This is a genomic window from Pseudomonas sp. Q12-87 (genome assembly GCF_001269755.1).
Taxonomy (GTDB): Bacteria; Pseudomonadota; Gammaproteobacteria; order Pseudomonadales; family Pseudomonadaceae; genus Aquipseudomonas; species Aquipseudomonas fluorescens_S.
In genome coordinates this window covers 94,202-120,079 of sequence record NZ_LHVI01000004.1, presented here as the reverse complement: position 1 = coordinate 120,079, position 25,878 = coordinate 94,202, and the positions used below count along the sequence as shown (strand labels likewise).

General features: G+C 61.2%; 22 protein-coding genes. 8 read left to right on the top strand and 14 right to left on the bottom strand.

Features of this window, described 5'->3' with window-relative positions:
- Positions 1-124 precede the first annotated feature (124 nt).
- Positions 125-1,282, top strand: a complete 1,158-nt coding sequence (locus AD663_RS01605; RefSeq protein WP_053213146.1) for a serine hydrolase domain-containing protein — start codon at positions 125-127, stop codon at positions 1,280-1,282.
- Positions 1,283-1,317: 35 nt separating this feature from the next.
- Here AD663_RS01605 and AD663_RS01600 read toward each other — a convergent pair whose 3' ends face one another.
- Complete coding sequence (locus tag AD663_RS01600) at positions 1,318-2,442, bottom strand: transglycosylase SLT domain-containing protein (protein ID WP_003177413.1); 1,125 nt, start codon at positions 2,440-2,442, stop codon at positions 1,318-1,320.
- A 157-nt stretch (positions 2,443-2,599) separates the two neighbouring features.
- On the opposite strand from AD663_RS01600, the gene AD663_RS01595 reads away from it, so the two are divergent.
- From AD663_RS01595 to AD663_RS01580, 4 genes are all read left to right on the top strand, one after another.
- Positions 2,600-3,088, top strand: coding sequence for a CesT family type III secretion system chaperone (locus AD663_RS01595; RefSeq protein ID WP_003177412.1), 489 nt, complete (start codon positions 2,600-2,602; stop codon positions 3,086-3,088).
- Between the two features lie 11 nt (positions 3,089-3,099).
- Positions 3,100-5,226, top strand: coding sequence for a hypothetical protein (locus tag AD663_RS01590; protein WP_053213145.1), 2,127 nt, complete (start codon positions 3,100-3,102; stop codon positions 5,224-5,226).
- 284 nt (positions 5,227-5,510) lie between these two features.
- The gene (locus tag AD663_RS01585) at positions 5,511-7,916 is read left to right on the top strand and encodes a penicillin acylase family protein (protein ID WP_053213144.1); all 2,406 of its coding nucleotides are present in this window, start codon (positions 5,511-5,513) and stop codon (positions 7,914-7,916) included.
- Between the two features lie 99 nt (positions 7,917-8,015).
- On the top strand, positions 8,016-8,357 hold the full coding sequence (locus AD663_RS01580) for a carboxymuconolactone decarboxylase family protein (protein WP_003177409.1): 342 nt from the start codon (positions 8,016-8,018) through the stop codon (positions 8,355-8,357).
- Positions 8,358-8,369: 12 nt separating this feature from the next.
- On the opposite strand, the gene AD663_RS01575 is transcribed toward AD663_RS01580, so the two are convergent.
- On the bottom strand, positions 8,370-9,335 hold the full coding sequence (locus AD663_RS01575) for a GlxA family transcriptional regulator (protein WP_053213143.1): 966 nt from the start codon (positions 9,333-9,335) through the stop codon (positions 8,370-8,372).
- A 201-nt stretch (positions 9,336-9,536) separates the two neighbouring features.
- Between AD663_RS01575 and AD663_RS01570 the strand changes: the two genes are divergently transcribed.
- Positions 9,537-10,175 carry an HD domain-containing protein gene (locus AD663_RS01570; protein WP_003177407.1) on the top strand — a complete coding sequence of 213 codons (639 nt, stop codon included), beginning with the start codon at positions 9,537-9,539 and terminating at the stop codon, positions 10,173-10,175.
- A 734-nt stretch (positions 10,176-10,909) separates the two neighbouring features.
- On the opposite strand, the gene AD663_RS01565 is transcribed toward AD663_RS01570, so the two are convergent.
- The 8 genes from AD663_RS01565 to AD663_RS01530 all read right to left on the bottom strand — a co-directional run bounded on the left by AD663_RS01565 (position 10,910) and on the right by AD663_RS01530 (position 20,076).
- Positions 10,910-11,797, bottom strand: coding sequence for an ABC transporter permease subunit (locus AD663_RS01565; protein ID WP_053213142.1), 888 nt, complete (start codon positions 11,795-11,797; stop codon positions 10,910-10,912).
- Positions 11,794-12,714: an ABC transporter permease subunit gene (locus AD663_RS01560; RefSeq protein ID WP_003177403.1), complete on the bottom strand. Its 921-nt coding sequence runs from the start codon at positions 12,712-12,714 to the stop codon at positions 11,794-11,796. Before AD663_RS01560 ends, AD663_RS01565 begins: the two co-directional genes overlap by 4 nt.
- Entirely contained in the window at positions 12,711-13,853 is a 1,143-nt protein-coding gene (locus tag AD663_RS01555; RefSeq protein ID WP_003177402.1) for an ABC transporter ATP-binding protein, read from the bottom strand. The genes AD663_RS01560 and AD663_RS01555 overlap by 4 nt, the downstream gene beginning before the upstream one ends.
- Positions 13,854-13,919: 66 nt before the next feature.
- The gene (locus AD663_RS01550) at positions 13,920-15,017 is read right to left on the bottom strand and encodes a polyamine ABC transporter substrate-binding protein (protein WP_003177401.1); all 1,098 of its coding nucleotides are present in this window, start codon (positions 15,015-15,017) and stop codon (positions 13,920-13,922) included.
- Positions 15,018-15,200: 183 nt separating this feature from the next.
- Positions 15,201-16,298: a polyamine ABC transporter substrate-binding protein gene (locus tag AD663_RS01545; RefSeq protein ID WP_033045876.1), complete on the bottom strand. Its 1,098-nt coding sequence runs from the start codon at positions 16,296-16,298 to the stop codon at positions 15,201-15,203.
- A 179-nt stretch (positions 16,299-16,477) separates the two neighbouring features.
- Positions 16,478-17,842 carry an aspartate aminotransferase family protein gene (locus AD663_RS01540; RefSeq protein ID WP_053213141.1) on the bottom strand — a complete coding sequence of 455 codons (1,365 nt, stop codon included), beginning with the start codon at positions 17,840-17,842 and terminating at the stop codon, positions 16,478-16,480.
- A 58-nt stretch (positions 17,843-17,900) separates the two neighbouring features.
- Positions 17,901-19,259 carry a glutamine synthetase family protein gene (locus AD663_RS01535; protein WP_003177398.1) on the bottom strand — a complete coding sequence of 453 codons (1,359 nt, stop codon included), beginning with the start codon at positions 19,257-19,259 and terminating at the stop codon, positions 17,901-17,903.
- 40 nt (positions 19,260-19,299) lie between these two features.
- Complete coding sequence (locus AD663_RS01530) at positions 19,300-20,076, bottom strand: gamma-glutamyl-gamma-aminobutyrate hydrolase family protein (RefSeq protein WP_003177397.1); 777 nt, start codon at positions 20,074-20,076, stop codon at positions 19,300-19,302.
- A 278-nt stretch (positions 20,077-20,354) separates the two neighbouring features.
- On the opposite strand from AD663_RS01530, the gene AD663_RS01525 reads away from it, so the two are divergent.
- Together AD663_RS01525 and AD663_RS01520 are read left to right on the top strand one after the other, a co-directional pair.
- Positions 20,355-21,731: a glutamine synthetase family protein gene (locus AD663_RS01525; RefSeq protein ID WP_003177396.1), complete on the top strand. Its 1,377-nt coding sequence runs from the start codon at positions 20,355-20,357 to the stop codon at positions 21,729-21,731.
- 285 nt (positions 21,732-22,016) lie between these two features.
- Complete coding sequence (locus AD663_RS01520; protein WP_003177395.1) at positions 22,017-22,652, top strand: TetR/AcrR family transcriptional regulator; 636 nt, start codon at positions 22,017-22,019, stop codon at positions 22,650-22,652.
- A gap of 149 nt (positions 22,653-22,801) precedes the next feature.
- On the opposite strand, the gene AD663_RS01515 is transcribed toward AD663_RS01520, so the two are convergent.
- The 4 genes from AD663_RS01515 to ssuD form a co-directional block, all read right to left on the bottom strand.
- Complete coding sequence (locus tag AD663_RS01515; protein ID WP_003177394.1) at positions 22,802-23,017, bottom strand: molybdopterin-binding protein; 216 nt, start codon at positions 23,015-23,017, stop codon at positions 22,802-22,804.
- A gap of 100 nt (positions 23,018-23,117) precedes the next feature.
- Entirely contained in the window at positions 23,118-23,924 is an 807-nt protein-coding gene (gene ssuB / locus AD663_RS01510; RefSeq protein WP_053213140.1) for an aliphatic sulfonates ABC transporter ATP-binding protein, read from the bottom strand.
- Positions 23,921-24,703 (bottom strand): aliphatic sulfonate ABC transporter permease SsuC, encoded by a 783-nt coding sequence (gene ssuC / locus AD663_RS01505; protein WP_003177391.1) that lies wholly within the window; start codon positions 24,701-24,703, stop codon positions 23,921-23,923. Before ssuC ends, ssuB begins: the two co-directional genes overlap by 4 nt.
- A gap of 7 nt (positions 24,704-24,710) precedes the next feature.
- The gene (gene ssuD / locus AD663_RS01500) at positions 24,711-25,859 is read right to left on the bottom strand and encodes an FMNH2-dependent alkanesulfonate monooxygenase (RefSeq protein WP_003177390.1); all 1,149 of its coding nucleotides are present in this window, start codon (positions 25,857-25,859) and stop codon (positions 24,711-24,713) included.
- Between the last annotated feature and the right edge of the window lie 19 nt (positions 25,860-25,878).

Below are 25,878 nucleotides of genomic sequence, written 5' to 3'. Positions count from 1 at the left end.
CGGCTCGCCAAAAAAGATCCCTGGGGGAGCAAGTTCGCTCTCCACATGGGCGTCTAGCTGTCGATGAACCGTTTGCACCGCCACGGTCACTCAAGGGAAAATACCATCCCTTCGTGGAGCTGACATGACGCGTGCACTTGCTATCCATGGCCAATGCGACACCCGCTTCGAACCGGTCAAAAAAGCTTTTACCCAACTGATGCAAAGCCCCTTCGAACGCGGCGCCGCCTTGTGTATCCAGATTGACGGCGAAACCGTGATCGACCTCTGGGCCGGCATTGCCGGCCCAGAGCCGCAGCGCCATTGGCAACGCGACACACTGCTCAATCTGTTCTCCTGCACCAAGCCGTTCACGGCGGTGGCGATCATGCAACTGGTGGGCGAAGGACGCCTGGAGCTGGACGCGCCGATCTGTCATTACTGGCCCGATTTTGCCAACGCCGGCAAAGCATCCATCACCCTGCGTCAAGTGCTTTGTCACCGCGCCGGGCTCCCGGCGCTGCGCACGCCGTTGGCACCGGAAACCCTCTACGACTGGACCACCATGACGGACCTGATCGCCGAAGAGCATCCATGGGCGGCCGCAGGGGAACAGCAGACCTATTCGCCGTTACTGTTCGGCTGGATCCTCGGCGAATTGCTGCGCCGGGTGGACGGCCAGACACCGGCGCAGAGCATCTGCCAACGGGTCGCGGTGCCGCTCGGGCTGGATTTCCACCTCGGCCTGGACGATGCAGCCATCGCTCGATGCGCCTACATGGCACGCACCAAGGACGAGATCGACGACGAGGCCTTCGCCCGGGTGCTTCAGTTCGTGCTCAACGAACCGACCGCCATGAGCGCGCTGGCCTTCGCCAACCCGCCGATGGTGCTGGGACGCAGCAACGAAGCCGGCTGGAAGCGCATGACCCAACCGGCGGCCAACGGACACGGCAATGCCCGCAGCCTGGCGACGTTCTACGCGGGCCTGCTCGATGGACGGTTATTGGAGTCGCCGCTGCTCAACGAAATGTTGCGCGAGCACAGTGCGGGGTACGACCCGACCCTGCAGACCCCTGCGCGTTTCGGCCTGGGTGTCATGCTCAACCAACCGCATGTGGCGAACGGCAGCTACGGCATGGGGGCCGAGGCGTTCGGGCACATGGGCGCCGGTGGCACCATCGGCTTTGCCGACCCTGAGCGCGACGTGGCGTTCGGCTTCGCCTGTAACACCATCGGTTCCTACGTCTTGATGGACCCTCGCGCACGAGGCCTGGCCAACGTCGCGATGGCCTGCCTCTGACTCAATGCGCGGTCTGCTCGGGGGTGGGCCTTGGCTCACACCCCTGGTGGCGCAGCCACCTCCGCCACCTGCGGCTCGGCCGTGCCGGTATCGGGCGAGGCGACCAAGGGCTCTTCGCCACCGGCCACGTGAGGGCGCGCCGCCTTGGCGATCATGTCTGGTTGTGCCAACAACCTGCGCGAGGCTTCCATGGGCATCAGCAGCCGCCCACTGGCCCGGCCGCGTCCGGCGGGGTTGAGCATGCGCAACTCGCGCTCATGCACCCCCGACAACGTCGCCAGGCGCGCCAGGTCCACGGGCTGCGTCAAGGCAACCATCTGGAAATACGGCTGGTCGGCGATGGGCGCCAGGTTCACGCCATAGTCGGCGGGGGAATTCACCAGTTGCGACAGTGCCAGCAACCGGGGCACGTAGTTCTGGGTTTCGCCGGGCAACGACAGGTCCCAGTAACGGGTCGCCAGGCCACGGGCACGATTGCGCGTGATGGCGTCGCGAACCCGCCCTTCGCCGGCATTGTAGGCGGCCAGCGCCAGCAGCCAGTCGCCGTCGAAGTAGTCATGCAGGTAGGACAGATAATCCAGGGCAGCCCGGGTGGAGGATGGAATGTCCCGGCGCTCGTCATAGTCGCCTCGCTGCTGCAATTGGTAGCGGCGCCCCGTGGCGGGAATGAACTGCCAGAGGCCCATGGCCTGGGCAGGCGATTGGGCGTTCGGGTTGAAGCCGCTTTCGATGGCCGGCAACAGCGCCAGCTCCAGCGGCATATTGCGCTTGCTCAGCTCGCCCACGATGAAGTGCAAGTAACGGCTGCCGGCGCGTCCGGTCTGGGTAAGAAACGCCGGACGTTCCAGCAGCCAGCGGCGCTGCTCATCGATGCGCGCCACGCCCCGGGTCCTGGCCTGCAGGGAAAATCCCTGGCGCATACGCGCCCACAGGCTGCCGTTGTTTTGTCCCGACAACTCGTCGATCTGCACGAGGGTGTCCGTGGGCGCCGGCTCCAGCCAGCGCAACTGGGAACGGTAGGGCTCGTTGGCGAAGGGATCGCCGATGGTCAGCTGCGGTTCGAGATGCTGACAGCCGTACAACAAGGTGCCTATGGCAAGCATGGACAAGCCTTTGGGGGCGAAGCGCAGGGCCGGCGAGCGTGCAAGTGAACGGGACATGGCGGTCAACCTTGAATGAGGTGGCGCCATTGGGTGGCAGATCACAGGGCAGCGGTTCCACGCGCCAACGGTGGGCGGGAACTGAAATGACGCAGGTGTCACTCACCATGGGCTAGCAGGCGCTCGTCGGCGCCGGCGCGACAATGCGAGGTCAACCATGGCGTCACCCACCTATTGCAGGCTGATCGACCAGCTGTGCGAACTCACGATGATCCCCACCCCGTCAGCGTTCTACGAACAGGCGAACCTGTCAGTCAAGGATGTGGACTTTTCCCTGAAGCACACCCCAGGCGTGGGTGAGGGAGACGTCTTTATTTATTGCAGCTTCGGGCCATTGCCGGTGGCGAATCGGGAAGCGGTCCTGCAACGGCTGCTGGAAACCAACCTGTACCTGCTGAGCGGGGCGTTCTGCCCTTCCCTGTCCTACAACCGCGACAGCGAACAAGTGATCCTGATCGGCCACGTGCCGCTGGAGGAGCTTGCGGCAGAACGCCTGCTCGGTCTGATGGGCGCCGCCGCCGATATGGCGCTGATTTGGCGAGACGGCTACTTCTTCGACGGTGCCAGCCCAAGCGACAGCGCCAAGACCACCCAGCACAAACCCACTCCCCGTAGCTCCGGGCTCAACAACGCCCTGTCAATCTAGGAGAACACCACATGCCTGATTTATCAGTAGGACAAAGCACCAGCTCCGCGGCGTTGCGCCAGCAACAGGACGATCGGATCACGCCGGTGGGAACCAGCCTGGCCGGGCAGGTTCGTCCCTCCACCAATCCCCTCGTGCCTTATCACTTCGAAGGAAAACCGACCGATGAGACTCAGAAAACACTCAAGACCCGGCAACAGCGCCTGACAGGACTGGTCAACAGCCTCGGCAAGAAGAACCCTGACAGCGACCCCATCGGCTATGCACGTGATCACATGACCCTGGAAGGCAGAATATTGAGCTACGCGCCGGGGACCAGCTATCAAGACGTACAGAAGCACTTGACCACACTGGGTGGCACGCCCCACCCGATGCTGTCGGGCCACGAAGAAACCGAAGCATTCGTCAAGGACTTCAACGAATACCTGGGCAAGAACGAGGACGACAGGAAAGAAGACGGTGGCTTCAAAGCCGTCTGGGACAAACACTGCGACCGCATGGGTAATACCCTCGGCGCCTATCATTCGTTGTGCCAGGAAGTCATCGATAAAACCCCGGAAGGGGAAGATCGCAAGTTGCTGCAAGATAGCCACAAAGCCTTCCGCAGTTATGCGAAGGGTGTCATGCAAGCCATGACACAAGACATGCCCACGCGCTTGAACACCTTTATGGAAAGCCGAATCGAGCATGCGCAACAAGCCGCTGGCAACGAGAGCCTTCCCCAGGCCGAGCGGGACCGGGCGCAGGATCAATTGGGCCAGTTGCGCGAGGTCCGGGAGGAGCTTGGCGAGTTGCTGAAGACCGATGACGACAAGCCGAACACGCCAAGCGCACTGGCGACGGCGACGAAGAAAAACGAGGTACTGGACACCGCGCTGAAGAACGTCGCACGCCAGGACTATGTCGCCGACCTCAAGACCAAGACCGGCTTTGTAACGGGCCTGGCGGTATTTGCCGGTGCGGGGATCCCACAGGGCGTGGCGTCTGCGGGTCACTTTGGCGCCATCACGGCGTCGATCGATGAAAAAATGGCGGACGCCTCCTATGGCAAACATGTCGCGGCGACCTCGACAGTCCTTGGCGCCGCCCACAAAGTGATCAGCGACGGCATCCGCCCGTTCGTCCAGGTCGTTGTCGACAAGACCATCGGTGCAGGCCTGGAAAAGGTCGATCCGTTGTCGGTCTATCCCAAGGCCTTGAATGTCGTCACGCAGGACGGGCGTCGGGTCGAAAACACTGGACGCGACGCGCTCAACCTGACACAGGAGCAAAAGCGCAACGACTTCAAGCTCAAACAGAACGCGAACAATTTTGGCACCATGAGTGGCGATTTCACCGGCTACCTCGCCTTTGGGGCCGCCCATGCTGTGCGCGATACCATTGATCAGTTCACCTCGGTAAACGCCGGCGGGATCCTCGCCCGCACAACTGCCTCCGCAGTGGGCGGCACCTTCATGGCCGGTGGCCAGGCAGTGGCGAAATACGCACAAACCCACGGTGACGAGGAGATTCCTACCTACCGGGTAACAAGGGAAAACCGCAACTGGAGCGAACTGCTACCCAAGGCATTTTCCGAAGCGGCAGGAAAACTCAACCCGATCAGCATGACCAACGTCAGCGACTACGCCAACCGGATCGTTGGCGTAGGCGAAGGGATCGCCATGCGTACAGCGGTGGGCGACGCAGCCGCGGTGGACGAGAATCCGGAGTTGCGAGAAAAGATGGAACAGATCGTCACCACCTTTTTCTCCTCCGGCCTGACACTGCTTCCGTTCTTTGCCAACAGCGTGGCGGCGCCGCTCGAAAACAAGGCGCTGAGCGGCACGGACGACCTGACCAAGCGAGCAAACGTACCACTGCAGAACGTTACAAACCCAAATCGAGACGGTCTGCCCCACACCCAGCCAGAAGGCTGGCGGCGCGACCTCGAAAACACCTACCACGTGACCCGCGGCCTTACCCAAGTCGTTCCGCAAACCGCTATCGCGGGGCTCAACCTGACTACCGACTGGGCTCAGAGCATGGCAACGAGGCCTAAAAAAACCCCTGGCGATGACATTCAACTGGCAGAACGAGGCGAAGCGCGGCCCCAAGGCGGGCCGTCCAACGAACCAGCACCCACCACCCGGCCAGCCTGATGAAGCCATCGAGCGTCGCGTGGCGGCCCGATAACCAGGACTGATACCTCCCTCCAACGCCGGCCGCAGGGATACTCCCCGTGGCCGGCCCTCGCGACACACGCCGACTCATATCCCCCTGCTCTTCGATGTCGACCGACGTGATTACAGCATCGAACCACGATAGCCTTTCGACCGCCTGAGGAAAATCGCTCAGACGAGCGATGCACAGGTACGCACCGACGTGTTAAAGAAGTCATGAACAGCGAAGCCATGGAACCGCTGTCACCCAACAAGGAATCACCATGAAACGCACCCTCATCGCCTTCCTGTCATTGGTCGCCACCGCCATCATCGTCGCGGGCGGCTACCTCTACAGCAAGCAGCCCACCCGCCAGGGTACGGTGCAGTTGCAAGGGCTGCACGGCTCGGTGACCGTGCGCTATGACGAACGCGGCGTGCCGCATATCCGCGCCGAAAACGAAACCGACCTGTACCGCGCCCTCGGCTACGTCCACGCCCAGGATCGGCTGTTCCAGATGGAGATCATGCGCCGCCTCGCTCGTGGTGAGCTGGCGCAGGTGCTCGGGCCAAAGCTGCTCGACACCGACAAACTGATGCGCAGCCTGCGCATCCGCGAGCGTGCCGCGACCTATGTGACGGAACAGGATCCGCAATCCCCGGCCTGGGTTGCGATGCAGGCTTACCTGGATGGCATCAATCTCTATCAGGACACCCACACCCGACCCGTGGAGTTCGACGTACTGGGCATTCCCAAGCGGCCCTTCACTGCCGAGGACACCGTGAGCGTCACCGGCTACATGGCCTACAGTTTTGCCGCGGCCTTTCGCACCGAACCGCTGCTGACCTACGTGCGCGATCAACTGGGCACCGACTACCTGAACATTTTCGACCTGGACTGGCAGCCCCAAGGCGTATTGGCCGAAGGTCGCAAGGCCGGTTTGCCCCTGGCCGACAGCGACTGGAAAGGCCTGAACGCCCTCGCCCGCCTGAGCGAACAGGCCCTGGCCGAAAACGGCCTGCCGCAATTCGAAGGCAGCAATGCCTGGGCGGTCTCCGGCAGCCGCACCCACAGCGGCAAGCCGTTGCTGGCGGGCGACCCGCACATCCGCTTTTCCGCGCCGTCGGTGTGGTACGAGGCGCATCTCTCAGCGCCGGGTTTCGAGCTCTATGGGCATTACCAGGCACTGTTGCCCTTCGCGACGCTGGGGATGAACAAGGATTTCGGCTGGAGCATCACCATGTTCCAGAACGACGACCTGGACCTGATCGCCGAGAAGACCAACCCGGACAATCCCGAACAGGTCTGGTACCGCGGGCAATGGGTAGACATGACGCGCAGCGAACAGCAGATTGCGGTCAAGGGCCAGGCACCGGTGACGCTGGTGCTGCGCCAGTCGCCCCACGGCCCGATCGTCAACGACGCCCTTGGGGCGAGTGCCGGCAAGACGCCGGTCGCCATGTGGTGGGGCTTCCTGGAAAGTCGCAACCCGATCCTCGAGGCCTTTTACCAGCTCAACCGCGCCGACACCCTCGCCAAGGCCCGGGGTGCCTCGGCGAAGATCCATGCACCCGGGCTGAACGTGGTCTGGGCCAATGCCAAAGGGGATATCGGCTGGTGGGCCGCCGCACAGCTGCCCAAGCGGCCGGCCGGCGTGAAGCCCGGCTTCATCCTCGATGGCAGCAGCCCGGAGGCGGAAAAAGAAGGCTTCTACCCGTTCAGCAGCAACCCGCAGGAAGAGAACCCGGCGCGGGGCTATATCATTTCGGCCAACTTCCAGCCGGTGGCGGCCAGCGGCATCGAGATCCCGGGCTACTACAACCTCGCCGACCGCGGCCAGCAACTCAACCTGCTGCTCAGCGACAAGCAGGCGAAGTGGGACATCGAGACCACCCAGAAACTGCAACTGGGCACGACCACTGCCTATGGCCCGCGTCTGCTCGCGCCTTTGCTACCGGTGTTGCGTGAGATGGTCAGCGACCCGGGGGAGCGCAAATGGGTCGAGCAATTGGCCCAATGGCAGGGCGATTACCCCCTGGATTCCACCAGCGCCACGCTGTTCAACCAGTTGCTGTTCAACCTGGCCGATGCCGCCCTGCGCGACGAGCTGGGCGATGGCTTCTTCGAAACAGCATTGTCGACCCGGGTGATCGACGCAGCCCTGCCGCGCCTGGCAGCATCGAAAGATTCCCCCTGGTGGGACGACCGCACGACGCTGGGCAAGGAAACCCGTAGCGACATCGTCAAAACGGCCTGGAACAGGAGCCTGGCGCACCTGAAGGCCACTTTCGGTGACGACGCCACGCAATGGCAGTGGGGCAAGGCCCACACCCTCACTCACGGCCACCCGCTGGGTATGCAAAAGCCGCTGGACCGGATCTTCAACGTCGGCCCGTTTGCCGCACCCGGCACCCACGAGGTGCCCAACAACCTTTCGGCCACGATCGGCCCGGCGCCTTGGCCTGTGACCTACGGGCCTTCTACCCGCCGTATCATCGACTTCGCCGACCCGGCCCACAGTGTCACGATCAACCCCGTTGGCCAGAGCGGCGTGCCGTTCGACAAGCACTACGAAGACCAGGCCGAGGCGTACATCGAGGGGCTGTATCAACAGGCGCACCTGGCCGAGGAAGAGGTGACGGCCAACACCCGTGGCACCTTGAAGCTGCTGCCGGCCAGAACGCCATGATTCGCGCTGTTATTTTTCATCGGCAGCGGGCTTGATTGCCATTCATGGTCAAGACTACAAGGGCTCGCTGTCCCCATCACTGCCAAAGGAGTCAACGCCATGTTCCATAACTGGTCCGAACTGCTGCCTACCATCAAGAGCGCCTTCGGCGCCTTGGGCAAAAGCAACCCGAAGATGGTCAAGGCCTACATGGCCCTGGATGAAGCTGCGGCCGAAAACAACGTACTCGACGCCAAGACCCGTGAGCTGATCTCCATCGCCGTGGCAATCACCACTCGCTGTGATGGCTGCATCGGCGTTCACACGGACGCCGCCATCAAGGCCGGCGCCACCCGCGAAGAAATCGCCGCCACCCTGGCCACGGCGGTGTCATTGAATGCCGGCGCGGCGTACATCTACTCCCTGCGGGCGCTGGAGGCCCATGACGCGCTGAAGAAGTGAGAGGCGACGAACCTAAACCATCGCCGCGAAATTCAATCGGAATTGCTGCGGGGTCACCCCCAGCCTGCGATTGAACACACTGCGCATGTGCTGCGCGTCGCGAAAGCCACATTGCCAGGCCACGGTCTTGAGTGGGGCGCGGGTGCTTTCCAACATCACCCGCGCCGCGTCCACCCGGGCCTGTTCGACGAACTCCGCCGGCGTGACCTTCGCCTCGCGGGTGAAGACCCGAGAGAAGTTGCGCTGGCTCATGTTCGCGGCGACGGCCAGGTCGGCGATGGCCAGGTCACCGTTCAAGTTCGCCAATACATAGGCCTGGACCTGGGCCACGGTGGACGTCGGCTCGGCATGGGGAGTAAGGAAAGGGCTGAACTGCGATTGCCCACCCGCGCGCTGGGTGAACACCACCAACCGCTTGGCAACGCTCAGCGCCACGTCCGGGCCATGGTCCTGGGCCAGCAGGAACAACGAAAGATCGATTCCCGCGCTAACCCCGGCCGAGGTGTAAAGCGTTTGATCCTGCACGTAGAGACGATCCGCTTCGACCCGGGTCGTGGGGCACATCTGTGCCAACGCCACGGCGTCGCCCCAATGAGTGGTGACGGTCCTGCCGTCCAGCAATCGCGCCCGGGCAAGCATGAAGGCGCCGTTGCAGATCGAGCCAAAGCGCTGTGCCCGTCCGCAGGCATCCCGCAGCCAGGCATCGAATGCGGGGCCAAAGTCCATGGACGGCAATCGCGGCCCGCCCGCTACCAGGAGCAAATCGTATGCCTGGGAAGCGTCGCTGAAATGCCGATGGGCATTGAGGGACAAACCGTTGGAACAAGGCATGGCGCCCTGCTCGACGCCAATCACCTCAAGCCGATAATGATCCTCGGGGGCCAGGAACCGATTGGCCTCGCTGAATACATCCATGGGACCGGTCACATCCAGCGACTGGACGCCTGCAAACACTACGATGGCGACGGTTTTGTGCATGTTCACGCTTACCTTCGAATGGAAGAAATCGCAGCCTGTGACACCCGCACCCTAGCCAATCCACCCACTGGAAGCCAATTGGCACGAAACCCGGGCTAAATGGCAAGGATCGTTGCCATGGGGCGATTGTCCCGGTTTACGCCGGCGAACAGACTGAACCCCTCGGCGCCAACCCTGGCGCACCGTCAAGAGGAGAGCAGCATGAACAGCATTGCCGGCATCACCATCCCTGACAGCGCCCTCGCCCGCGCCACCACTGAATATATCCGTGATATCGAATCCGACCTGTTGTATCACCACTCTCGTCGGGTTTTCCTGTTCGGCGCCTTGAGCGGCCAGCGTCGACAGTTGGCCTACGATCCGGAGCTGCTGTACGTCGGCGCGATGTTCCATGACCTGGGCCTGGTGGACGGTCATCGCAGCGACGACGAGCGTTTCGAAGTGGACGGCGCAAACGCTGCCGCGGCGTTTCTCAAACCCTATGGGCTGAGCGATGACGATATCGAACAGGTCTGGTTGTCCATCGCCCTGCACACCACGCCCGGCGTACCGAAACACCTGCGGCCCACCGTCGCCCTGGTCACCGCTGGGGTGGAAATGGACGTGCTGGGCATGGACTACGCCGCTTTCCCGGCAGCGCAGCGGGATGCCGTGGTACACGCCCATCCCCGAGGAGAAGGCTTCAAGGAATGCATCATCTGCGCCTTCGCCGACGGCCTGCGCCATCGCCCGCTGACAACCTTCGGTAATGTGAAGACGGATGTGCTGGTGGATCAGGAACCGGGGTTCAAGCCGATGAACTTCGTACAGCTCATCCGCACATCACCCTGGAATGCGTAACCTGCCCACTTCTTCATTGACTGACCCATCGCTTTCGCGGGCAAGCCCGCTCCCACAATGGACTGCGGCGAAACATGGTTTTGTGAACACCACAAAAAACTGTGGGAGGTTGCTCGCGAAGGCGGATTCAGATTCAACCTTTTCGCTGACTGACCCACCGTTATCGCGGGCAAGCCCGCTCCCACAATGGACTGCGGCGAAACATGGTTTTGTGAACACCACAAAAAACTGTGTGCGAGCTTGCTCGCGAAGGCGGATTCAGACTCAACCTTTTCGCTGACTGACCCACCGCTTTCGCGGGCAAGCCCGCTCCCACAATGGACTGCGGCGAAACATGGTTTTGTGAACACCACAAAAAACTGTGGGAGCGAGCTTGCTCGCGAAGGCGGATTCAGACTCAACCTTTTCGCTGACTGACCCACCGCTTTCGCGGGCAAGCCCGCTCCCACAATGGACTGCGGCGAAACATGGTTTTGTGAACACCACAAAAAACCTGTGGGAGCGAGCTTGCTCGCGAAGGCGGATTCAGATTCAACCTTTTTCGCTGACTGACCCACCGTTATCGCGGGCAAGCCCGCTCCCACAATGGACTGCGGCGAAACATGGTTTTGTGAACACCACAAAAAACCTGTGGGAGCGAGCTTGCTCGCGAAGGCGGATTCAGATTCAACCTTTTTCGCTGACTGACCCACCGCTATCGCGGGCAAGCCCGCTCCCACAGCCTGCGCTATCGGTTAGACCGGCGCGGTCTCGGCCCGGCGGACTTCCGGTTGTTTCCAGGAGTCGGCGGCGCTTTCTTCGATGGCTTGCTGGATCGCCCGCTTGCGGTTTTCTTCGGCGCGACGGCTGAAGTACCAGACCAGGAAAGTCACCAGCGAAACCGCCAGCAGGATCAGGCTCGCCACGGCGTTGATTTCCGGCTTCACACCCAGGCGCACGGCCGAGAACACTTCCATCGGCAACGTCGTCGAGCCAGGCCCGGAAACGAAGCTCGCCAGCACCAGATCGTCCAGGGACAACGCGAACGACATCATTCCCCCTGCCGCCAGGGATGGCGCGATCATCGGGATGGTGATCAGGAAGAACACCTTCCATGGCCGCGCACCGAGGTCCATGGCGGCCTCTTCGATGGACAGATCCAGCTCACGCAAGCGCGCCGAGACCACTACCGCCACGTAGGCTGCGCAGAAGGTGGTGTGGGCGATCCAGATCGTGACGATGCCACGCTCCTGGGGCCAGCCGATCATCTGCGCCATGGCCACGAACAGCAGCAACAGCGACAGGCCGGTGATCACTTCCGGCATGACCAGTGGCGCGGTGACCAGGCCGCCGAACAACGTGCGGCCCTTGAAGTGGGTGATGCGGGTCAGCACGAAGGCAGCCAGCGTGCCCAGGGCCACGGCGGCAATCGACGTGTAGCAGGCAATCTCCAGCGAGCGCACCACGGATCCCATCAGTTGGCTGTTATCCAACAGGCCGACGTACCACTTGACCGACCAGCCGCCCCACACCGTCACCAGCTTCGAGGCGTTGAACGAGAAGATCACCAGGATCAGCATCGGTGCGTAGATAAACAGCAAACCCAGCACCAGCATCAGGCTTGAAAAACTGAAGCGCTTCATTCCTTGCCCTCCATTTCTTTGGCCTGACTGCGGTTGAACAGGATGATGGGCACGATCAGGATCGCCAGCATCACCACCGCCAGGGCAGATGCCACCGGCCAGTCACGGTTGTTGAAGAATTCCTGCCACAGCACTTTGCCGATCATCAGGGTTTCCGGGCCGCCCAGCAGTTCCGGGATCACAAACTCGCCCACCACGGGAATGAACACCAGCATCGCGCCTGCGATGATGCCGTTCTTGGACAGCGGCACGGTGATCTTCCAGAAGCTGTTGAAGGTGCTCGAACCCAGGTCGGATGCGGCCTCCAGCAGGCTGGGGTCGTGTTTGACCAGGTTGGCGTACAACGGCAGGATCATGAACGGCAGGTAGGAATAAACCACCCCGATATAGACCGCCAGGTTGGTGTTGAGGATTTGTAGCGGTTCGCTGATCCAGCCCATGCTCATCAGAAAACCGTTGAGCAGGCCGTTGTTGCTGAGGATGCCCATCCACGCATAGACGCGGATCAGGATCGCGGTCCAGGTCGGCATCATGATCAGCAACACCAGCACCGTCTGAAGCTCTTTGCGGGCGTTGGCGATGGCGTAGGCCATTGGGTAACCGACCAACAGGCACAAGACGGTGCTGATCAACGCCATCTTCAGCGAGCCAAGGTAGGCGGCGATGTACAGCTCGTCCTCGCTCAGCATCACGTAGTTGGCGAGGTTGAGCAGCACTTGCAGCTTCTGGTCAACGTAGCTGTAGATCTCGGTGTACGGCGGAATCGCCACATCCGCTTCGGCGAAACTGATCTTCAGGACGATGAAGAACGGCAGCATGAAGAACAGGAACAGCCAGATGAAGGGCACCCCGATGACCAGTTGACGGCCACCGGGCGTTATTCGATCGAGTCGGCGTTTGAATTTGCGCATGTTCATGAGCGAAGCACCACGCCGCTGTCGTCTTCCCACCAGACGAACACCTGGTCGCCCCAGGTCGGACGCTGGCCACGGCGCTCGGCGTTGGCGACGAAGGACTGCACCAGCTTGCCGCTCGGCAACTCGACGTAGAACACCGAATGACCGCCCAGGTAGGCGATGTCATGGACCTTGCCGCTGGACCAGTTGTTTTCGCAGGTTGGCTGCTCGGCGGTAACCAGCAGTTTTTCCGGGCGAATGGCGTAGGTCACGGACTTGTCCTGCACCGAAGTGCTGATGCCGTGACCCACATAGATGTTGCGGTCCAGGTCCTTGCAGGTCAGCACCGCATGACCCTCGGCGTCGTCTACCACCTCGGTCTCGAAGATGTTGACGTTGCCGATGAACTCGCAGACCAGGCGGCTGGTCGGGGTTTCGTAGATGTCGATCGGACTGCCGATCTGGGCGATCCAGCCCAGGTGCATGATCGCGATGCGCTCGGCCATGGTCATGGCTTCTTCCTGGTCGTGGGTCACCATGACGCACGTCACACCGACCCGCTCGATGATCTCGACCAACTCAAGTTGCATCTGCGAGCGCAGCTTCTTGTCCAGGGCTCCCATCGGCTCATCGAGCAACAGCAGCTTCGGCCGCTTGGCCAGGGAACGGGCCAGGGCCACGCGCTGGCGCTGGCCGCCGGAGAGCTGATGCGGCTTGCGCTTGGCGTACTGGCTCATCTGCACCAGCTTGAGCATCTCGGCCACGCGGGCGTCTACCTCGGCCTTGGGAATCTTGTCCTGCTGCAGGCCGAAGGCGATGTTCTGCGCCACGGTCATGTGCGGGAACAATGCGTAGGACTGGAACATCATGTTGATCGGCCGCTCATACGGCGGCATGTCGGTGATGTCCACGCCATCGAGGAAAATGCGCCCCTCCGTGGGCCTCTCGAAACCGGCGAGCATGCGCAGCAAGGTGGATTTGCCCGATCCCGAACCGCCGAGCAAGGCGAAAATTTCGCCTTTCTTGATTTCCAGGGACACATCGTCCACGGCAATCGTCTCGTCGAATTTTTTCGTGACCCGGTCGATTTTGACCAGCACCTGCTTGGGTGTCTGGTCGCCCTCGAGGGCTTTCTTATAGGCGCCGGAGGCAACTGCCATTTACGAAACTCCCACAGAATTTGCAGTTCGCCCCACGCGGACGAACCTTGATTAGAGCGTTCAGCGTTATTTACCCGACTTGACCTTGGTCCAGCTGCGGGTCATGAGTCGTTGGATCTTGGGCGGCAACTCTGAGTTGACATAAAGCTTGTCGACGACCGCTTGCGGTGGATAAACCGCTTCGTCGGTGCGTACTTTCTGGTCCATCAGTTCACCAGCCTTTGGGTTGGGGTTGGCATAACCGACGGTGTCGCTGACCTGGGCGATGACCTCAGGTTTGAGCAGGAAATTGATGAAGGCGTGAGCCTGCTTGACGTTGGTGGCGTCGCGCGGAATCGCCAGCATGTCGAACCAGAGGTTGCCGCCTTCCTTGGGAATCACGTAGGCGATTTCGACGCCCTTGCCGGCTTCACTGGCTCGCGCCCGGGCCTGGAAAATATCGCCGGAGAAACCGGCGGCCACGCAGATCTCGCCATTGGCCAGGTCGGAGATGTATTTGGAGGAGTTGAAGTAGGTCACGTAAGGCCGGATCTTGAGGAGCTGGGCCTCGGCCTTCTTGTAGTCTTCAGGGTCTTCGCTGTTGGGACTCAGGCCCAGGTAGTTGAGCATCGCCGGAATCATCTCGTCGCCCGAGTCGAGGAACGAAACACCGCAACTGGACAGCTTCTTGATATTTTCCGGCTCGAACAGCATGGCCCACGAATCGATCTTGTCGACACCCAGGACCGCCTTGATCTTCGCGACGTTGTAACCGATGCCGTTGGTGCCCCACAGATAAGGCACGGCGTACTGGTTGCCCGGATCGTTCCTTTCCAGGCGCTTGAGCAGCGCGGGATCGAGGTTGGCGTAGTTGGGCAATTGCGCCTTGTCGAGCTTCTGGAACGCTCCGGCCTTGATCTGCTTGCCCAGGAAGTGATTGGACGGCACGACCACGTCGTAACCGGTACGGCCGGCCAGCAACTTGCCTTCCAGGGTTTCGTTGGAGTCGAACACGTCATACACCGGCTTGATGCCGGTGGCTTTTTCGAAATCCGCCAGGGTGGTCTCGCCGATGTAGTCCGACCAGTTATAAATATGCACGGTGGAAGCGGCCTGGACGCTGACAGCGAGCGTCAGGCCGGCACCCACCAGCAAAGCGTTGCGTAACAAAGAAAAGACTGGCACGTGGAGGTCCTCTAAATAGTTGGGCCCAAGTTGCCCCCGTTACCTGGCCATGGTGAGCCCTGCAACAAAACCGGCGCGCAACTTACCCTCGATAAACCGATCCAGCAAAACTTTTAATTATTTAATTGCCCCTGTTGTCGCCGTCGCGCAGAAGGCGACAACAGGGGACTGCTTCACGCCGGCTTATTTACCGGATTTGATCTTGGTCCAGCTGCGAGTCAGCAGCCGCTGGGTGGCCGGTGGCAAATCGCTGATGGCGTACAGCTTCGCCTTCACTTCGTCCGATGGGTAAATGCTTGGGTCACCGGAGATGTCTTTGTCCACCAGGGCGGTGGCGGCCTTGTTGCCGTTCGGGAAGCGCACGTTGTTGGTGATCTCCGCCATGACTTCCGGCTGCATGATGAAGTTCATCCACTTATAAGCGGCCTCGACGTTTTCGGCATCCTTGGGAATGGCGACCATGTCATAGAACGAACCGGCACCTTCCTTCGGAATGGTGTAGGCCACTTTCACTTTGCCGCCAGCTTCAGCCGCACGGCTCTTGGATTGCTCGATATCACCCGAGTAACCCACGGCCACGCAGATGTTGCCGTTGGCCAGGTCCGAAATGTATTTGGAGGAGTGGAAGTAACCGATCGAAGGACGCAGCTTGAGGAACAGGGCCTCGGCATCAGCCAGTTGCTTTTTATCCTGGCTGTCAGTCGGGTAGCCCAGGTAGTGCAGCGCCACCGGAATCATTTCGGTTGGCGAATCGAGGAAGCTCACGCCGCAGCTCTTGAGCTTGGCGAGGTTTTCCGGCTTGAGCAGGGTATCCCAGGAGTCGATCTTGTCGACGCCCAGTGCAGCCTTGACCTTCTCGGGGTTGTAGCCAATGCCGATGGTGCCCCACATGTAGGGGAAGGCATGCTGGTTGCCCTTGTCGCTGGCATCGCCCACCGCCTTGAGCAGGTCGGTGTCGAGGTTTTTCCAGTTCGGCAGTTTCGACTTGTCCAGTTCTTGGTAGACCCCGGCCTTGATCTGCTTGGCCAGGAAGTTGTTCGACGGCACCACGATGTCATAACCGGACTTGCCGGCCAGCAACTTGGCTTCCAGGGTTTCGTTGCTGTCGAACACGTCGTAGACCACCTTGATCCCCGACTCTTTCTCGAACTTCGCCACGGTATCCGGCGCAATGTAGTCGGACCAGTTATAGACGTGCAGCACTTTATTGTCCGCCTGAACGGCGCCCGCCATCGCGCCCATCAGGGACATGGCCAGGAGAGTCTTGCCAGCTATCTTCATACCTAATGCCTTCATGGATGATGCTCCAGTTATTCTTTTTAGCCACGTTCAGTAGCCGGCTCGCGGGCAACTTGAACTGCGGTAGTCTGGCAAGTTACAGGCCAGGCTTTCAACACAAGCCCAGCCTTTTGTTCGCTCCGGGCGAGGCCGTTGAAAGCGCCCCGCTCAGAGCCTAGCACTTAGCCTTGCAACGCACTGAGCGTCAGGTCCAGGCAGTGCCGCGCCTTGGTCATCAGTTCGTCGATCTCGGCCTTGCTGATCACCAGCGGCGGCGCAATGATCATGGTGTCGCCCACCGCGCGCATGATCAGCCCGTTGTCGAAGCAGAACTGCCGGCAGATCATGCCCACACCCTTGCCTTCGTAGCGCTTGCGCGTGGCTTTGTCCTGGACCAGTTCGATTGCCCCCAGCAAACCGACGCCGCGCACTTCACCCACCAGCGGATGATCGTTCAGTTCCCGCAAACGCTTCTGCAAATAGGGTGCCGTTTCGTCGCGGACGCGCTCGATGATCTTCTCATCGCGCAGGATGCGGATGTTTTCCAGGGCCACCGCCGCCGCCACCGGGTGACCGGAGTAGGTAAACCCGTGGTTGAAGTCGCCGCCTTCGTTGAGTACCTCGACCACATCGTCGCGCACGATCAGCCCACCCATGGGGATGTAACCGGAAGTCAGGCCCTTGGCGATGGTCATCATGTGCGGTTTCAACCCGTAGTGGTCGGTCCCGAACCACTCACCGGTGCGGCCAAAACCGCAGATCACTTCGTCGGCCACGAACAGGATGTCGTACTTGGCGAGGATCTCCTTCATGCGCGGCCAGTAGCTGTCCGGCGGCACGATCACACCGCCCGCGCCCTGGATCGGCTCGGCGATGAAGGCGCCGACGTTGTCGACGCCGATCTCGAGGATTTTCTCTTCCAGCTGATTGGCCGCCCATACGCCGAACTCTTCGGGGCTCATGTCGCCGCCTTCGCCAAACCAATAAGGCTGGGCAATGTGGACAATACCCGGGATTGGCAGGTCGCCCTGCTCATGCATGTAGGTCATGCCGCCCAGGCTCGCGCCGGCCACGGTCGAACCGTGATAACCGTTCTTGCGGCTGATGATGACTTTTTTGTTCGGCTGGCCCTTGATCGCCCAATAGTGGCGGACCATACGCAGCATGGTGTCGTTGCCTTCGGAGCCAGACCCGGTGAAGAACACATGGTTCATGCCTTCAGGCGCGATGTCGGCGATGGCCTTGGACAATTCCAGCACCGGCGGGTGGGCGGTCTGGAAGAACAGGTTGTAATACGGCAGCTCGCGCATCTGCTGGCTGGCGGCGTCGGCCAGTTCTTCGCGGCCGTAACCGACGGCCACGCACCAGAGACCGGCCATGCCGTCGAGGATCTTGTTGCCTTCACTGTCCCAGAGGTACACGCCCTTGGCGTGGGTGATGATGCGCGGGCCTTTCTCTTTGAGTTGCTTGAAGTCGCTGAATGGCGCCAGGTGATGATCGTTGCTCAGGGCCTGCCATTCGCGGGTCTGCGGGTTATTGCGGGTCATGCGAATTCTCCTTTTATCGGTGAGGGCGAAGCTGCCTGAAGCAGCCTCGCCCGGCGCTTCAGACGGCGAAGAGCAGGAATTCCCGCTCCCACGAACTGATGACGCGCTTGAAGTTTTCATGCTCGGCCCGCTTGACCGCGACGTAGCCAGTGATGAATTTCTTGCCCAGGTATTTCTCGATGGTGGCGCTGTTCTCCATGCGCTCCAGCGCGTCCTCGATGGTCAGCGGCAGGCGCAAGTTACGACGTTCGTAACCACGGCCCACCACCGGCGCGCTCGGGTTGATGCCTTCGACCATGCCGATGAAGCCGCACAGCAGGCTCGCGGCAATTGCCAGGTAGGGGTTGGCGTCGGCGCCCGGCAAGCGGTTCTCCACCCGACGGTTCTGCGGCCCGGCATCCGGCACCCGCAGGCCAACGGTGCGGTTCTCTTCGCCCCATTCCACGTTCACTGGCGCCGAAGTGTCCGGCAGGAAGCGGCGGAACGAGTTGACGTTCGGGGCGAACAGCGGCAGCAGCTCGGGGATGAATTTCTGCAAACCGCCAATGTGGTGCAGGAACAGATCGCTCATGGTCCCGTCTTCATTGGAGAAGACGTTCTTGCCGGTTTCCTTGTCGATGATGCTCTGGTGCAGGTGCATCGCACTGCCCGGTTCGCCGGTCATGGGCTTGGCCATGAAGGTAGCGGCCACGTTGTGCTTGAGCGCCGCCTCGCGCATGGTGCGCTTGAACACCAGGATCTGGTCGGCGAGGGACAGCGCATCGCCATGACGGAAGTTGATTTCCATCTGCGCCGTGCCGTCTTCGTGGATCAGCGTATCGAGGTCCAGTTCCTGCAATTCGCACCAGTCGTAGACGTCCTCGAACAGCGGGTCGAATTCATTGGCCGCTTCGATCGAGAAGGATTGGCGACCGGTTTCCGGGCGGCCGGAGCGGCCCACGGGCGGTTGCAGCGGGAAATCCGGGTCGTCGCTGCGCTTGGTCAGGTAGAACTCCATTTCCGGCGCGACGATTGGCTGCCAGCCTTTATCGGCGTAGAGCTTGAGCACTTTCTTGAGCACGTTGCGCGGCGACAGCTCGATGGGGTTGCCCTGCTTGTCGTAGGCGTCGTGGATGACCTGCGCGGTGGGCTCTATGGCCCAGGGCACCAGGAAAACGGCGTTTTCGTCCGGGCGGCAAATCATGTCGATGTCGGCCGGGTCGAGCAGTTCGTAATAGATGTCGTCTTCGACATAGTCGCCCGTAACGGTCTGCAGCAGAACACTCTCGGGCAGGCGCATGCCTTTTTCGGCGATGAACTTGTTGGTCGGCGAGATCTTGCCCCGGGTGATACCGGTCAGGTCGCCAATCATGCATTCGACTTCTGTGATCTTATGGTCTTTCAACCAATCGGTGAGCTGGTCGAGGTTGTTACTCATAAATGCCTCTAGGCGTGAGTTTCCTGACTGCTATTAGTCGTCAGGCGTTGTTTGACGCATCGGCGTCGCGTTGTATTGCCCTTGCTCGGCAGGCATCGCCAAATGCCTGGAAAATCGCAAGGTAGTGCGGGTTAGAGCTTACCGCCCATTCGGGGTGCCATTGCACACCTAAAGCAAAAGCCTTGCCTTGTATAACCGAAACCGCCTCGATCAAGCCATCCGGCGCCACTGCCTCGGCCCTCAGGCCCGGAGCCAGGCGCTCGATACCCTGGCTGTGGATCGAATTGACGGCGATCTCCTCGGGCAGGCCCAGGTTCGCCAGGATACCGCCTGGCAGGATATGCATGGCATGCGCCAGACCGTACTGGACATCCACCGGCTGAGTATCGTCCTCGCGGTGATCGATAAAGGTTCCGACTTCATGAACTTTCTGATGCAGGCTTCCGCCAAAGGCTACGTTCATTTCCTGGAACCCCCGGCAGATACCGAGCACCGGCACGCCCGCATCGACAGCGGCGCGGATCAGCGGCAGGGTGGTGGCGTCCCGAGCAGGATCATGAGCTGTGCCTGGCGCGCTGGCCGGGCCCTGGTAATGAAAAGGTTCTACATTGGAAGGAGAGCCGGTAAAGAGAATACCGTCCAGGGCGTCCAGAATATCGGACGGTGCAAACAGATCCGCCAGGGACGGGATCAGTATGGGCAGGCCCCTGGCGGCTGTCGCGACAGCCCGGGAATATTTATCGCCACTGATGTGATAAGCATGCAGACCCATCTGCTTGGAGCAGGTGGTGACGCCGATTAACGGCAGGCGAGACATGAAGCACCCCGGTATTATTGCTGTTATGGGTTTGAATCGAGCTTAGCCTTGTTCATTTTTTTACACAACACCCCCGTAAAAAATACAACACGGCCCGCTCAAGCCTGCGGGCGCCAAGACCCTCAAAGGGAAAAAAACGCCCTAAATTGCCTCAAAAAAGCCCCACAGGTGCTTTTTTAGGGCAAAAAAGGCCCTGCTTGACTTCGGCATGCCGTTCGGGTTGACTGGCTTTCGAAGAGATCAATGATTGATATTTTTAACAACAAAGGTGTTGCATCATGTCGGTACCCCCGCGTGCCGTTCAGCTTAACGAAGCGAACGCGTTCCTTAAGGAACATCCTGAGGTTCTGTACGTTGACCTTCTGATTGCGGATATGAATGGTGTGGTGCGCGGCAAGCGCATCGAACGCACCAGCCTCCACAAGGTTTACGAGAAAGGCATCAACCTGCCGGCCTCTTTATTTGCCCTGGATATCAATGGCTCTACGGTGGAAAGCACCGGCCTGGGTCTGGACATCGGCGATGCCGACCGGATCTGCTATCCAATCCCTGACACCCTGTGCAATGAGCCTTGGCAGAAGCGCCCTACCGCGCAACTGTTAATGACCATGCATGAACTCGAAGGAGAGCCCTTCTTCGCCGACCCGCGTGAAGTGCTGCGCCAGGTGGTGACCAAGTTCGATGAGCTGGGTCTGACCATTTGCGCCGCATTCGAGCTTGAGTTCTACCTGATCGACCAGGAGAACGTGAATGGACGCCCACAACCGCCCCGCTCGCCGATCTCCGGCAAACGCCCGCACTCGACACAGGTCTACCTGATCGACGACCTCGACGAGTATGTCGATTGCCTCCAGGACATTCTGGAAGGGGCCAAGGAGCAAGGCATCCCCGCCGACGCCATCGTCAAGGAAAGTGCCCCGGCGCAGTTCGAAGTGAACCTGCACCACGTGGCTGACCCGATCAAGGCGTGCGACTACGCGGTCCTGCTCAAGCGTTTGATCAAGAACATCGCCTACGACCATGAAATGGACACCACCTTCATGGCCAAGCCGTATCCGGGCCAGGCGGGCAATGGTCTGCACGTGCACATTTCGATTCTGGACAAGGACGGCAAGAATATTTTTGCCAGCGAGGATCCCGAGCAGAACGCCGCGCTGCGTCACGCGATCGGCGGTGTGCTCGAGACCCTGCCCGCGCAGATGGCTTTCCTCTGCCCGAACGTCAACTCCTACCGTCGTTTCGGCGCACAGTTCTACGTGCCGAACTCGCCGACCTGGGGCCTGGACAACCGCACGGTAGCCTTGCGCGTACCGACCGGCTCCGCCGACGCCGTACGCCTGGAACACCGTGTCGCCGGTGCCGACGCCAACCCCTATCTGCTGATGGCCGCCGTGCTGGCAGGCGTGCACCACGGCCTGACCAACAAGATCGAGCCCGGCGCGCCGGTGGAAGGCAACAGCTACGAGCAGAACGAGCAAAGCCTGCCGAACAACTTGCGCGATGCCCTGCGCGAACTGGACGACAGCGAAGTCATGGCCAAGTACATCGATCCGAAGTACATCGATATCTTCGTGGCTTGCAAGGAAAGTGAACTGGAGGAATTCGAACACTCCATTTCCGACCTTGAATACAACTGGTACCTGCATACCGTTTAAGCGGTTGCAGTAAAAAAACAACGCCGCGGCCCTAAAAGGCCGCGGCGTTTTTTATGGGCACTCATCAGCCTTTGTGGCGAGGGAGCTTGCTCCCGCTGGGCCGCGCAGCGGCCCCAACAGGCTAAAGCGATCGACCTTATACACTGCAGTGGCTGTTTTGAGGGCTGCTTCGCACCCCAGCGGGAGCAAGCTCCCTCGCCACGGGAATACCTTTGTTCATTAGGGCTGCTATGGACCCTCCCCTCGCTCTGCGTACAATGCCCGCCAGCCCCGCAGGAGACATCCATGACGCGCATCGCCACCCCTCGCAAACCTCGCGCACGCAGCCAGGCCCGGATCGACTCGATTCTCGATGCCGCCCGTACGCTGCTTGCGGCCGAAGGTGTGACTAGCCTGTCGATCTACAGCGTTGCCGAGCGTGCCGGGATCCCGCCCTCATCGGTGTACCACTTCTTTGCCAGCGTCCCGGCCCTGCTCGAAGCCCTCACCGCCGATATCCACGCTGCGTTCCGGGCCTGCCTGCAAGCACCGATCGACCATGGGGCGCTGAACCATTGGAGCGATCTGTCACGGCTGGTGGAGCAGCGCGTGCTTGCCATCTATAGCCAAGACGCCGCCGCTCGCCAACTCATCCTGGCCCAGCACGGCCTGACCGAAGTCACCCAAGCCGACCGCCAGCACGACCTTGAGCTGGGCGACCTGATGCACAAACTCTTCGACCGCCACTTCGAGTTGCCGGCGTTGCCCAAGGACGTCGACGTGTTCGCCCTGGCCATGGAACTGGGCGACCGGGTCTACGCCCGCTCGGTGCAGCAGCACAACCAGATTACGCCGCGCATGGCCGAAGAAGGGATGCGAGTATTCGACGCATACCTGGGGCTGTACCTGCCGCCATATTTACCCAAGCGTGATGCCCCCTGACCCAGCAACTGCCTCGTGGCGAGGGAGCTTGCTCCCGCTAGGCTGCGCAGCAGCCCCCTCCAACCTCAACAAAGCCCATTCGCAGGTCGCCTCAAAACCCAAAAACCCCGAAGGGCTCGCGCCGTCCGGGGCTGTGGGTAAAACATCGCTCACAACTTGGCGATAGACACCTCGGTGGATTTGACGAAGGCGATCACTTCGCTGCCGATGGCCAGTTCCAGTTCCTTGACCGAGCGGGTGGTGATGACCGAAGTGACAATGCCGGAGGCGGTCTGCACGTCGATTTCCGACAGCACGTCGCCTTCGACGATTTCCTTGATGGTGCCTTTGAACTGGTTGCGTACGTTGATGGCTTTGATAGTCATACGATTTCTCCTGGGGTCGAAATGAGCGGCAAGCTACAAGCTGCAAGCAAAAGCCGATTCGCTTTGACTTGCCGCTTGAAACTTGAAGCTTGCCGCTGCTTCACTGCGCCCAACGCAGTTGCGTGGGCAAGGGTGAAACGGGTTCGGGTTCCGGCGGTTGGCCGGGCAAGGACAGCACACGGTTGAGGACTTCGGTTTCCAGGGCCGCCAGGCGGTGCGAGCCGCGAACCCGGGGACGTGGAAGGTCGATGAGCAAATCGAGGCCGATCTGGCCGTCCTCGATCAGGATGACCCGGTCGGCAATCGCCACCGCTTCGCTGACGTCGTGGGTCACCAGCAGCACGGTAAACCCGTGTTGTTGCCAGAGGTTTTCGATCAACTGCTGCATCTCGATGCGGGTCAGGGCATCCAGCGCGCCCAACGGCTCGTCGAGCAACAGCAGGCGCGGTTGGTGGATCAGCGCGCGGGCCAGGGCCACTCGCTGCTTCTGTCCACCGGACAGTGCCGCCGGCCATTCGTTGGCGCGGTCGGCCAAGCCCACGGCTTCCAGTGCCTGCAACGCTTGCGGCCGCCAGTTGCCCTTGAGCCCAAGGCCGACGTTGTCGATGATTTTTTTCCAGGGCAGCAAACGCGCTTCCTGGAACATCAGCCGCGTGTCCTGTTGCGCCGCGCTCAGCGGTGCCGAGCCGGCGAGCAACTGGCCGTCGGTGGGTTGATCGAGGCCGGCCAGCAAACGCAGCAAGGTACTTTTGCCGCAGCCGCTGCGACCGACCACGGCGACGAATTGCCCGGCCGGGATATGCAGGTCGATATCACGCAGCACTTGGCGCGAGCCGAAAGTCTTTTGCAGCTTTCGCACTGCCAGCGGAATGCCTCGCAGCAGGCGCGGAGGTTGTTGGGCGGTCATGCGGCACCTCCCTTGTTCACTTGATAAGCCGGATGCCAGCGCAGCCAGACCCGCTCCAGCCCTCGGGCTGCGAGGTCGGCCAATTTGCCCAGCACCGCGTACAGAAGAATCGCCAGCACCACCACATCAGTCTGCAAGAACTCCCGGGCATTCATCGCCAGGTAGCCAATGCCGGAGCTGGCAGAGATGGTTTCCGCCACGATCAGCGTCAGCCACATGAAGCCCAGCGCAAACCGCACGCCCACCAGGATCGATGGCAAGGCGCCCGGCAATATCACTTGCCGGAACAGGTTGAAGCCGGACAAGCCGTAGCTGCGGGACATCTCGACCAATGCCGGATCGACGTTGCGAATCCCGTGGTAAGTGTTGAGGTAGATCGGGAACAACGTGCCCAGGGCCACCAGGAAAATCTTCGCCGACTCATCGATGCCGAACCACAGGATCACCAGTGGAATCAGCGCCAGGTGCGGGACGTTACGGACCATTTGCACCGAACTGTCCAACAGGCGTTCGCCCCATTTCGACAGGCCGGTGATGAACCCCAGCGCCAGGCCAATGCCGCCACCAATCAGGAAGCCAACCGCCGCCCGCCAACCGCTGATCGCCAGGTGCGTCCAGATCTCGCCGCTGCGCACCAGGTTCACCCCCGCCTCGATCACCGCCACCGGTGCCGGCAGGATCCGTGTGGATAACCAGCCGGCCGACACCGACAGTTGCCAGACCGCCAGCAACAGCAGCGGCACCGCCCATGGCGCCAGGTTGTGGATGATTTTCTTCATGGCCGCCTCAGCTCTGGGACGCGGCTTTGGGAAGGATGTCGTTGGCGACCATCTCACCGAACGGGCTTACGTAACCCTGGCTCTTCGGCAGTTCCGGACGCTCCACGTCCAGGTGCGGAAACAGCAACTCTGCCACGCGATAAGACTCTTCCAGGTGTGGGTAACCCGAGAAAATGAAGGTGTCGATGCCCAGGTCAGCATATTCCTTGACCCGCGCCGCCACGGTCGGACCATCGCCCACCAGCGCTGTACCGGCACCGCCGCGAACCAGGCCGACACCGGCCCAGAGGTTGGGGCTGACTTCCAGCTTGTCGCGACTGCCGCCGTGCAGGGCGGCCATGCGTTGCTGGCCCACCGAATCGAAGCGCGCCAGGGACGCCTGGGCACGGGCGATGGTGTCGTCGTCCAGGTGGGAAATCAGCCGGTCGGCCGCTTGCCAGGCTTCGGCGTTGGTTTCACGCACGATCACATGCAAGCGAATGCCAAAGCGCACGGTGCGTCCCAGCTTCGCGGCCTTGGCCCGCACCTGGGCAATTTTTTCCGCAACGGCCGCTGGCGGCTCGCCCCAGGTCAGCACCATTTCCACCTGTTCGGCGGCGAGGTCCTGGGCAGCTTCCGACGAGCCGCCGAAATACAGCGGCGGACGCGGTTGCTGGATCGGTGGATAGAGCAGCTTGGCGCCTTTCACACTTATATGTTCGCCGTCGTAATCCACGGTCTCGCCTTCCAGGACCCGGCGCCAGATACGGGTGAATTCCACCGACGCCTGGTAACGCTGCTCGTGATCCAGGAACAGACCGTCGCCGGCCAGTTCATCCGGGTCGCCGCCGGTCACCAGGTTGAACAGCGCGCGGCCGCCGGACAAGCGGTCCAGGGTCGCAGCCTGGCGCGCCGCCACCGTCGGGGAAATGATCCCGGGGCGCAGGGCCACGAGGAATTTCAGGCGCTGGGTTACCGGGATCAATGACGCAGCCACCAGCCAGGAGTCCTCGCAGGAGCGGCCGGTGGGGATCAGCACGCCGCCAAAACCCAGTCGATCCGCCGCCTGGGCGACTTGTTGCAGGTAACCGTGGTCAACGGCGCGGGCGCCTTCGGCGGTGCCAAGGTAATGGCCGTCGCCGTGGGTAGGCAGGAACCAGAAGATATTGAGGCTCATGGAGTGGTCTCCTAAAGAA

Excerpts from the sequence above, each read along its gene's own strand:
- AD663_RS01605 (WP_053213146.1), top strand. The coding sequence starts at position 125 with ATGACGCGTGCACTTGCTATCCATGGCCAATGCGACACCCGCTTCGAA.
- AD663_RS01600 (WP_003177413.1), bottom strand. The coding sequence starts at position 2,442 with ATGTCCCGTTCACTTGCACGCTCGCCGGCCCTGCGCTTCGCCCCCAAA.
- AD663_RS01595 (WP_003177412.1), top strand. The coding sequence starts at position 2,600 with ATGGCGTCACCCACCTATTGCAGGCTGATCGACCAGCTGTGCGAACTC.
- AD663_RS01590 (WP_053213145.1), top strand. The coding sequence starts at position 3,100 with ATGCCTGATTTATCAGTAGGACAAAGCACCAGCTCCGCGGCGTTGCGC.
- AD663_RS01585 (WP_053213144.1), top strand. The coding sequence starts at position 5,511 with ATGAAACGCACCCTCATCGCCTTCCTGTCATTGGTCGCCACCGCCATC.
- AD663_RS01580 (WP_003177409.1), top strand. The coding sequence starts at position 8,016 with ATGTTCCATAACTGGTCCGAACTGCTGCCTACCATCAAGAGCGCCTTC.
- AD663_RS01575 (WP_053213143.1), bottom strand. The coding sequence starts at position 9,335 with ATGCACAAAACCGTCGCCATCGTAGTGTTTGCAGGCGTCCAGTCGCTG.
- AD663_RS01570 (WP_003177407.1), top strand. The coding sequence starts at position 9,537 with ATGAACAGCATTGCCGGCATCACCATCCCTGACAGCGCCCTCGCCCGC.
- AD663_RS01565 (WP_053213142.1), bottom strand. The coding sequence starts at position 11,797 with ATGAAGCGCTTCAGTTTTTCAAGCCTGATGCTGGTGCTGGGTTTGCTG.
- AD663_RS01560 (WP_003177403.1), bottom strand. The coding sequence starts at position 12,714 with ATGAACATGCGCAAATTCAAACGCCGACTCGATCGAATAACGCCCGGT.
- AD663_RS01555 (WP_003177402.1), bottom strand. The coding sequence starts at position 13,853 with ATGGCAGTTGCCTCCGGCGCCTATAAGAAAGCCCTCGAGGGCGACCAG.
- AD663_RS01545 (WP_033045876.1), bottom strand. The coding sequence starts at position 16,298 with ATGAAGATAGCTGGCAAGACTCTCCTGGCCATGTCCCTGATGGGCGCG.
- AD663_RS01540 (WP_053213141.1), bottom strand. The coding sequence starts at position 17,842 with ATGACCCGCAATAACCCGCAGACCCGCGAATGGCAGGCCCTGAGCAAC.
- AD663_RS01535 (WP_003177398.1), bottom strand. The coding sequence starts at position 19,259 with ATGAGTAACAACCTCGACCAGCTCACCGATTGGTTGAAAGACCATAAG.
- AD663_RS01530 (WP_003177397.1), bottom strand. The coding sequence starts at position 20,076 with ATGTCTCGCCTGCCGTTAATCGGCGTCACCACCTGCTCCAAGCAGATG.
- AD663_RS01525 (WP_003177396.1), top strand. The coding sequence starts at position 20,355 with ATGTCGGTACCCCCGCGTGCCGTTCAGCTTAACGAAGCGAACGCGTTC.
- AD663_RS01520 (WP_003177395.1), top strand. The coding sequence starts at position 22,017 with ATGACGCGCATCGCCACCCCTCGCAAACCTCGCGCACGCAGCCAGGCC.
- AD663_RS01515 (WP_003177394.1), bottom strand. The coding sequence starts at position 23,017 with ATGACTATCAAAGCCATCAACGTACGCAACCAGTTCAAAGGCACCATC.
- ssuB (WP_053213140.1), bottom strand. The coding sequence starts at position 23,924 with ATGACCGCCCAACAACCTCCGCGCCTGCTGCGAGGCATTCCGCTGGCA.
- ssuC (WP_003177391.1), bottom strand. The coding sequence starts at position 24,703 with ATGAAGAAAATCATCCACAACCTGGCGCCATGGGCGGTGCCGCTGCTG.
- ssuD (WP_003177390.1), bottom strand. The coding sequence starts at position 25,859 with ATGAGCCTCAATATCTTCTGGTTCCTGCCTACCCACGGCGACGGCCAT.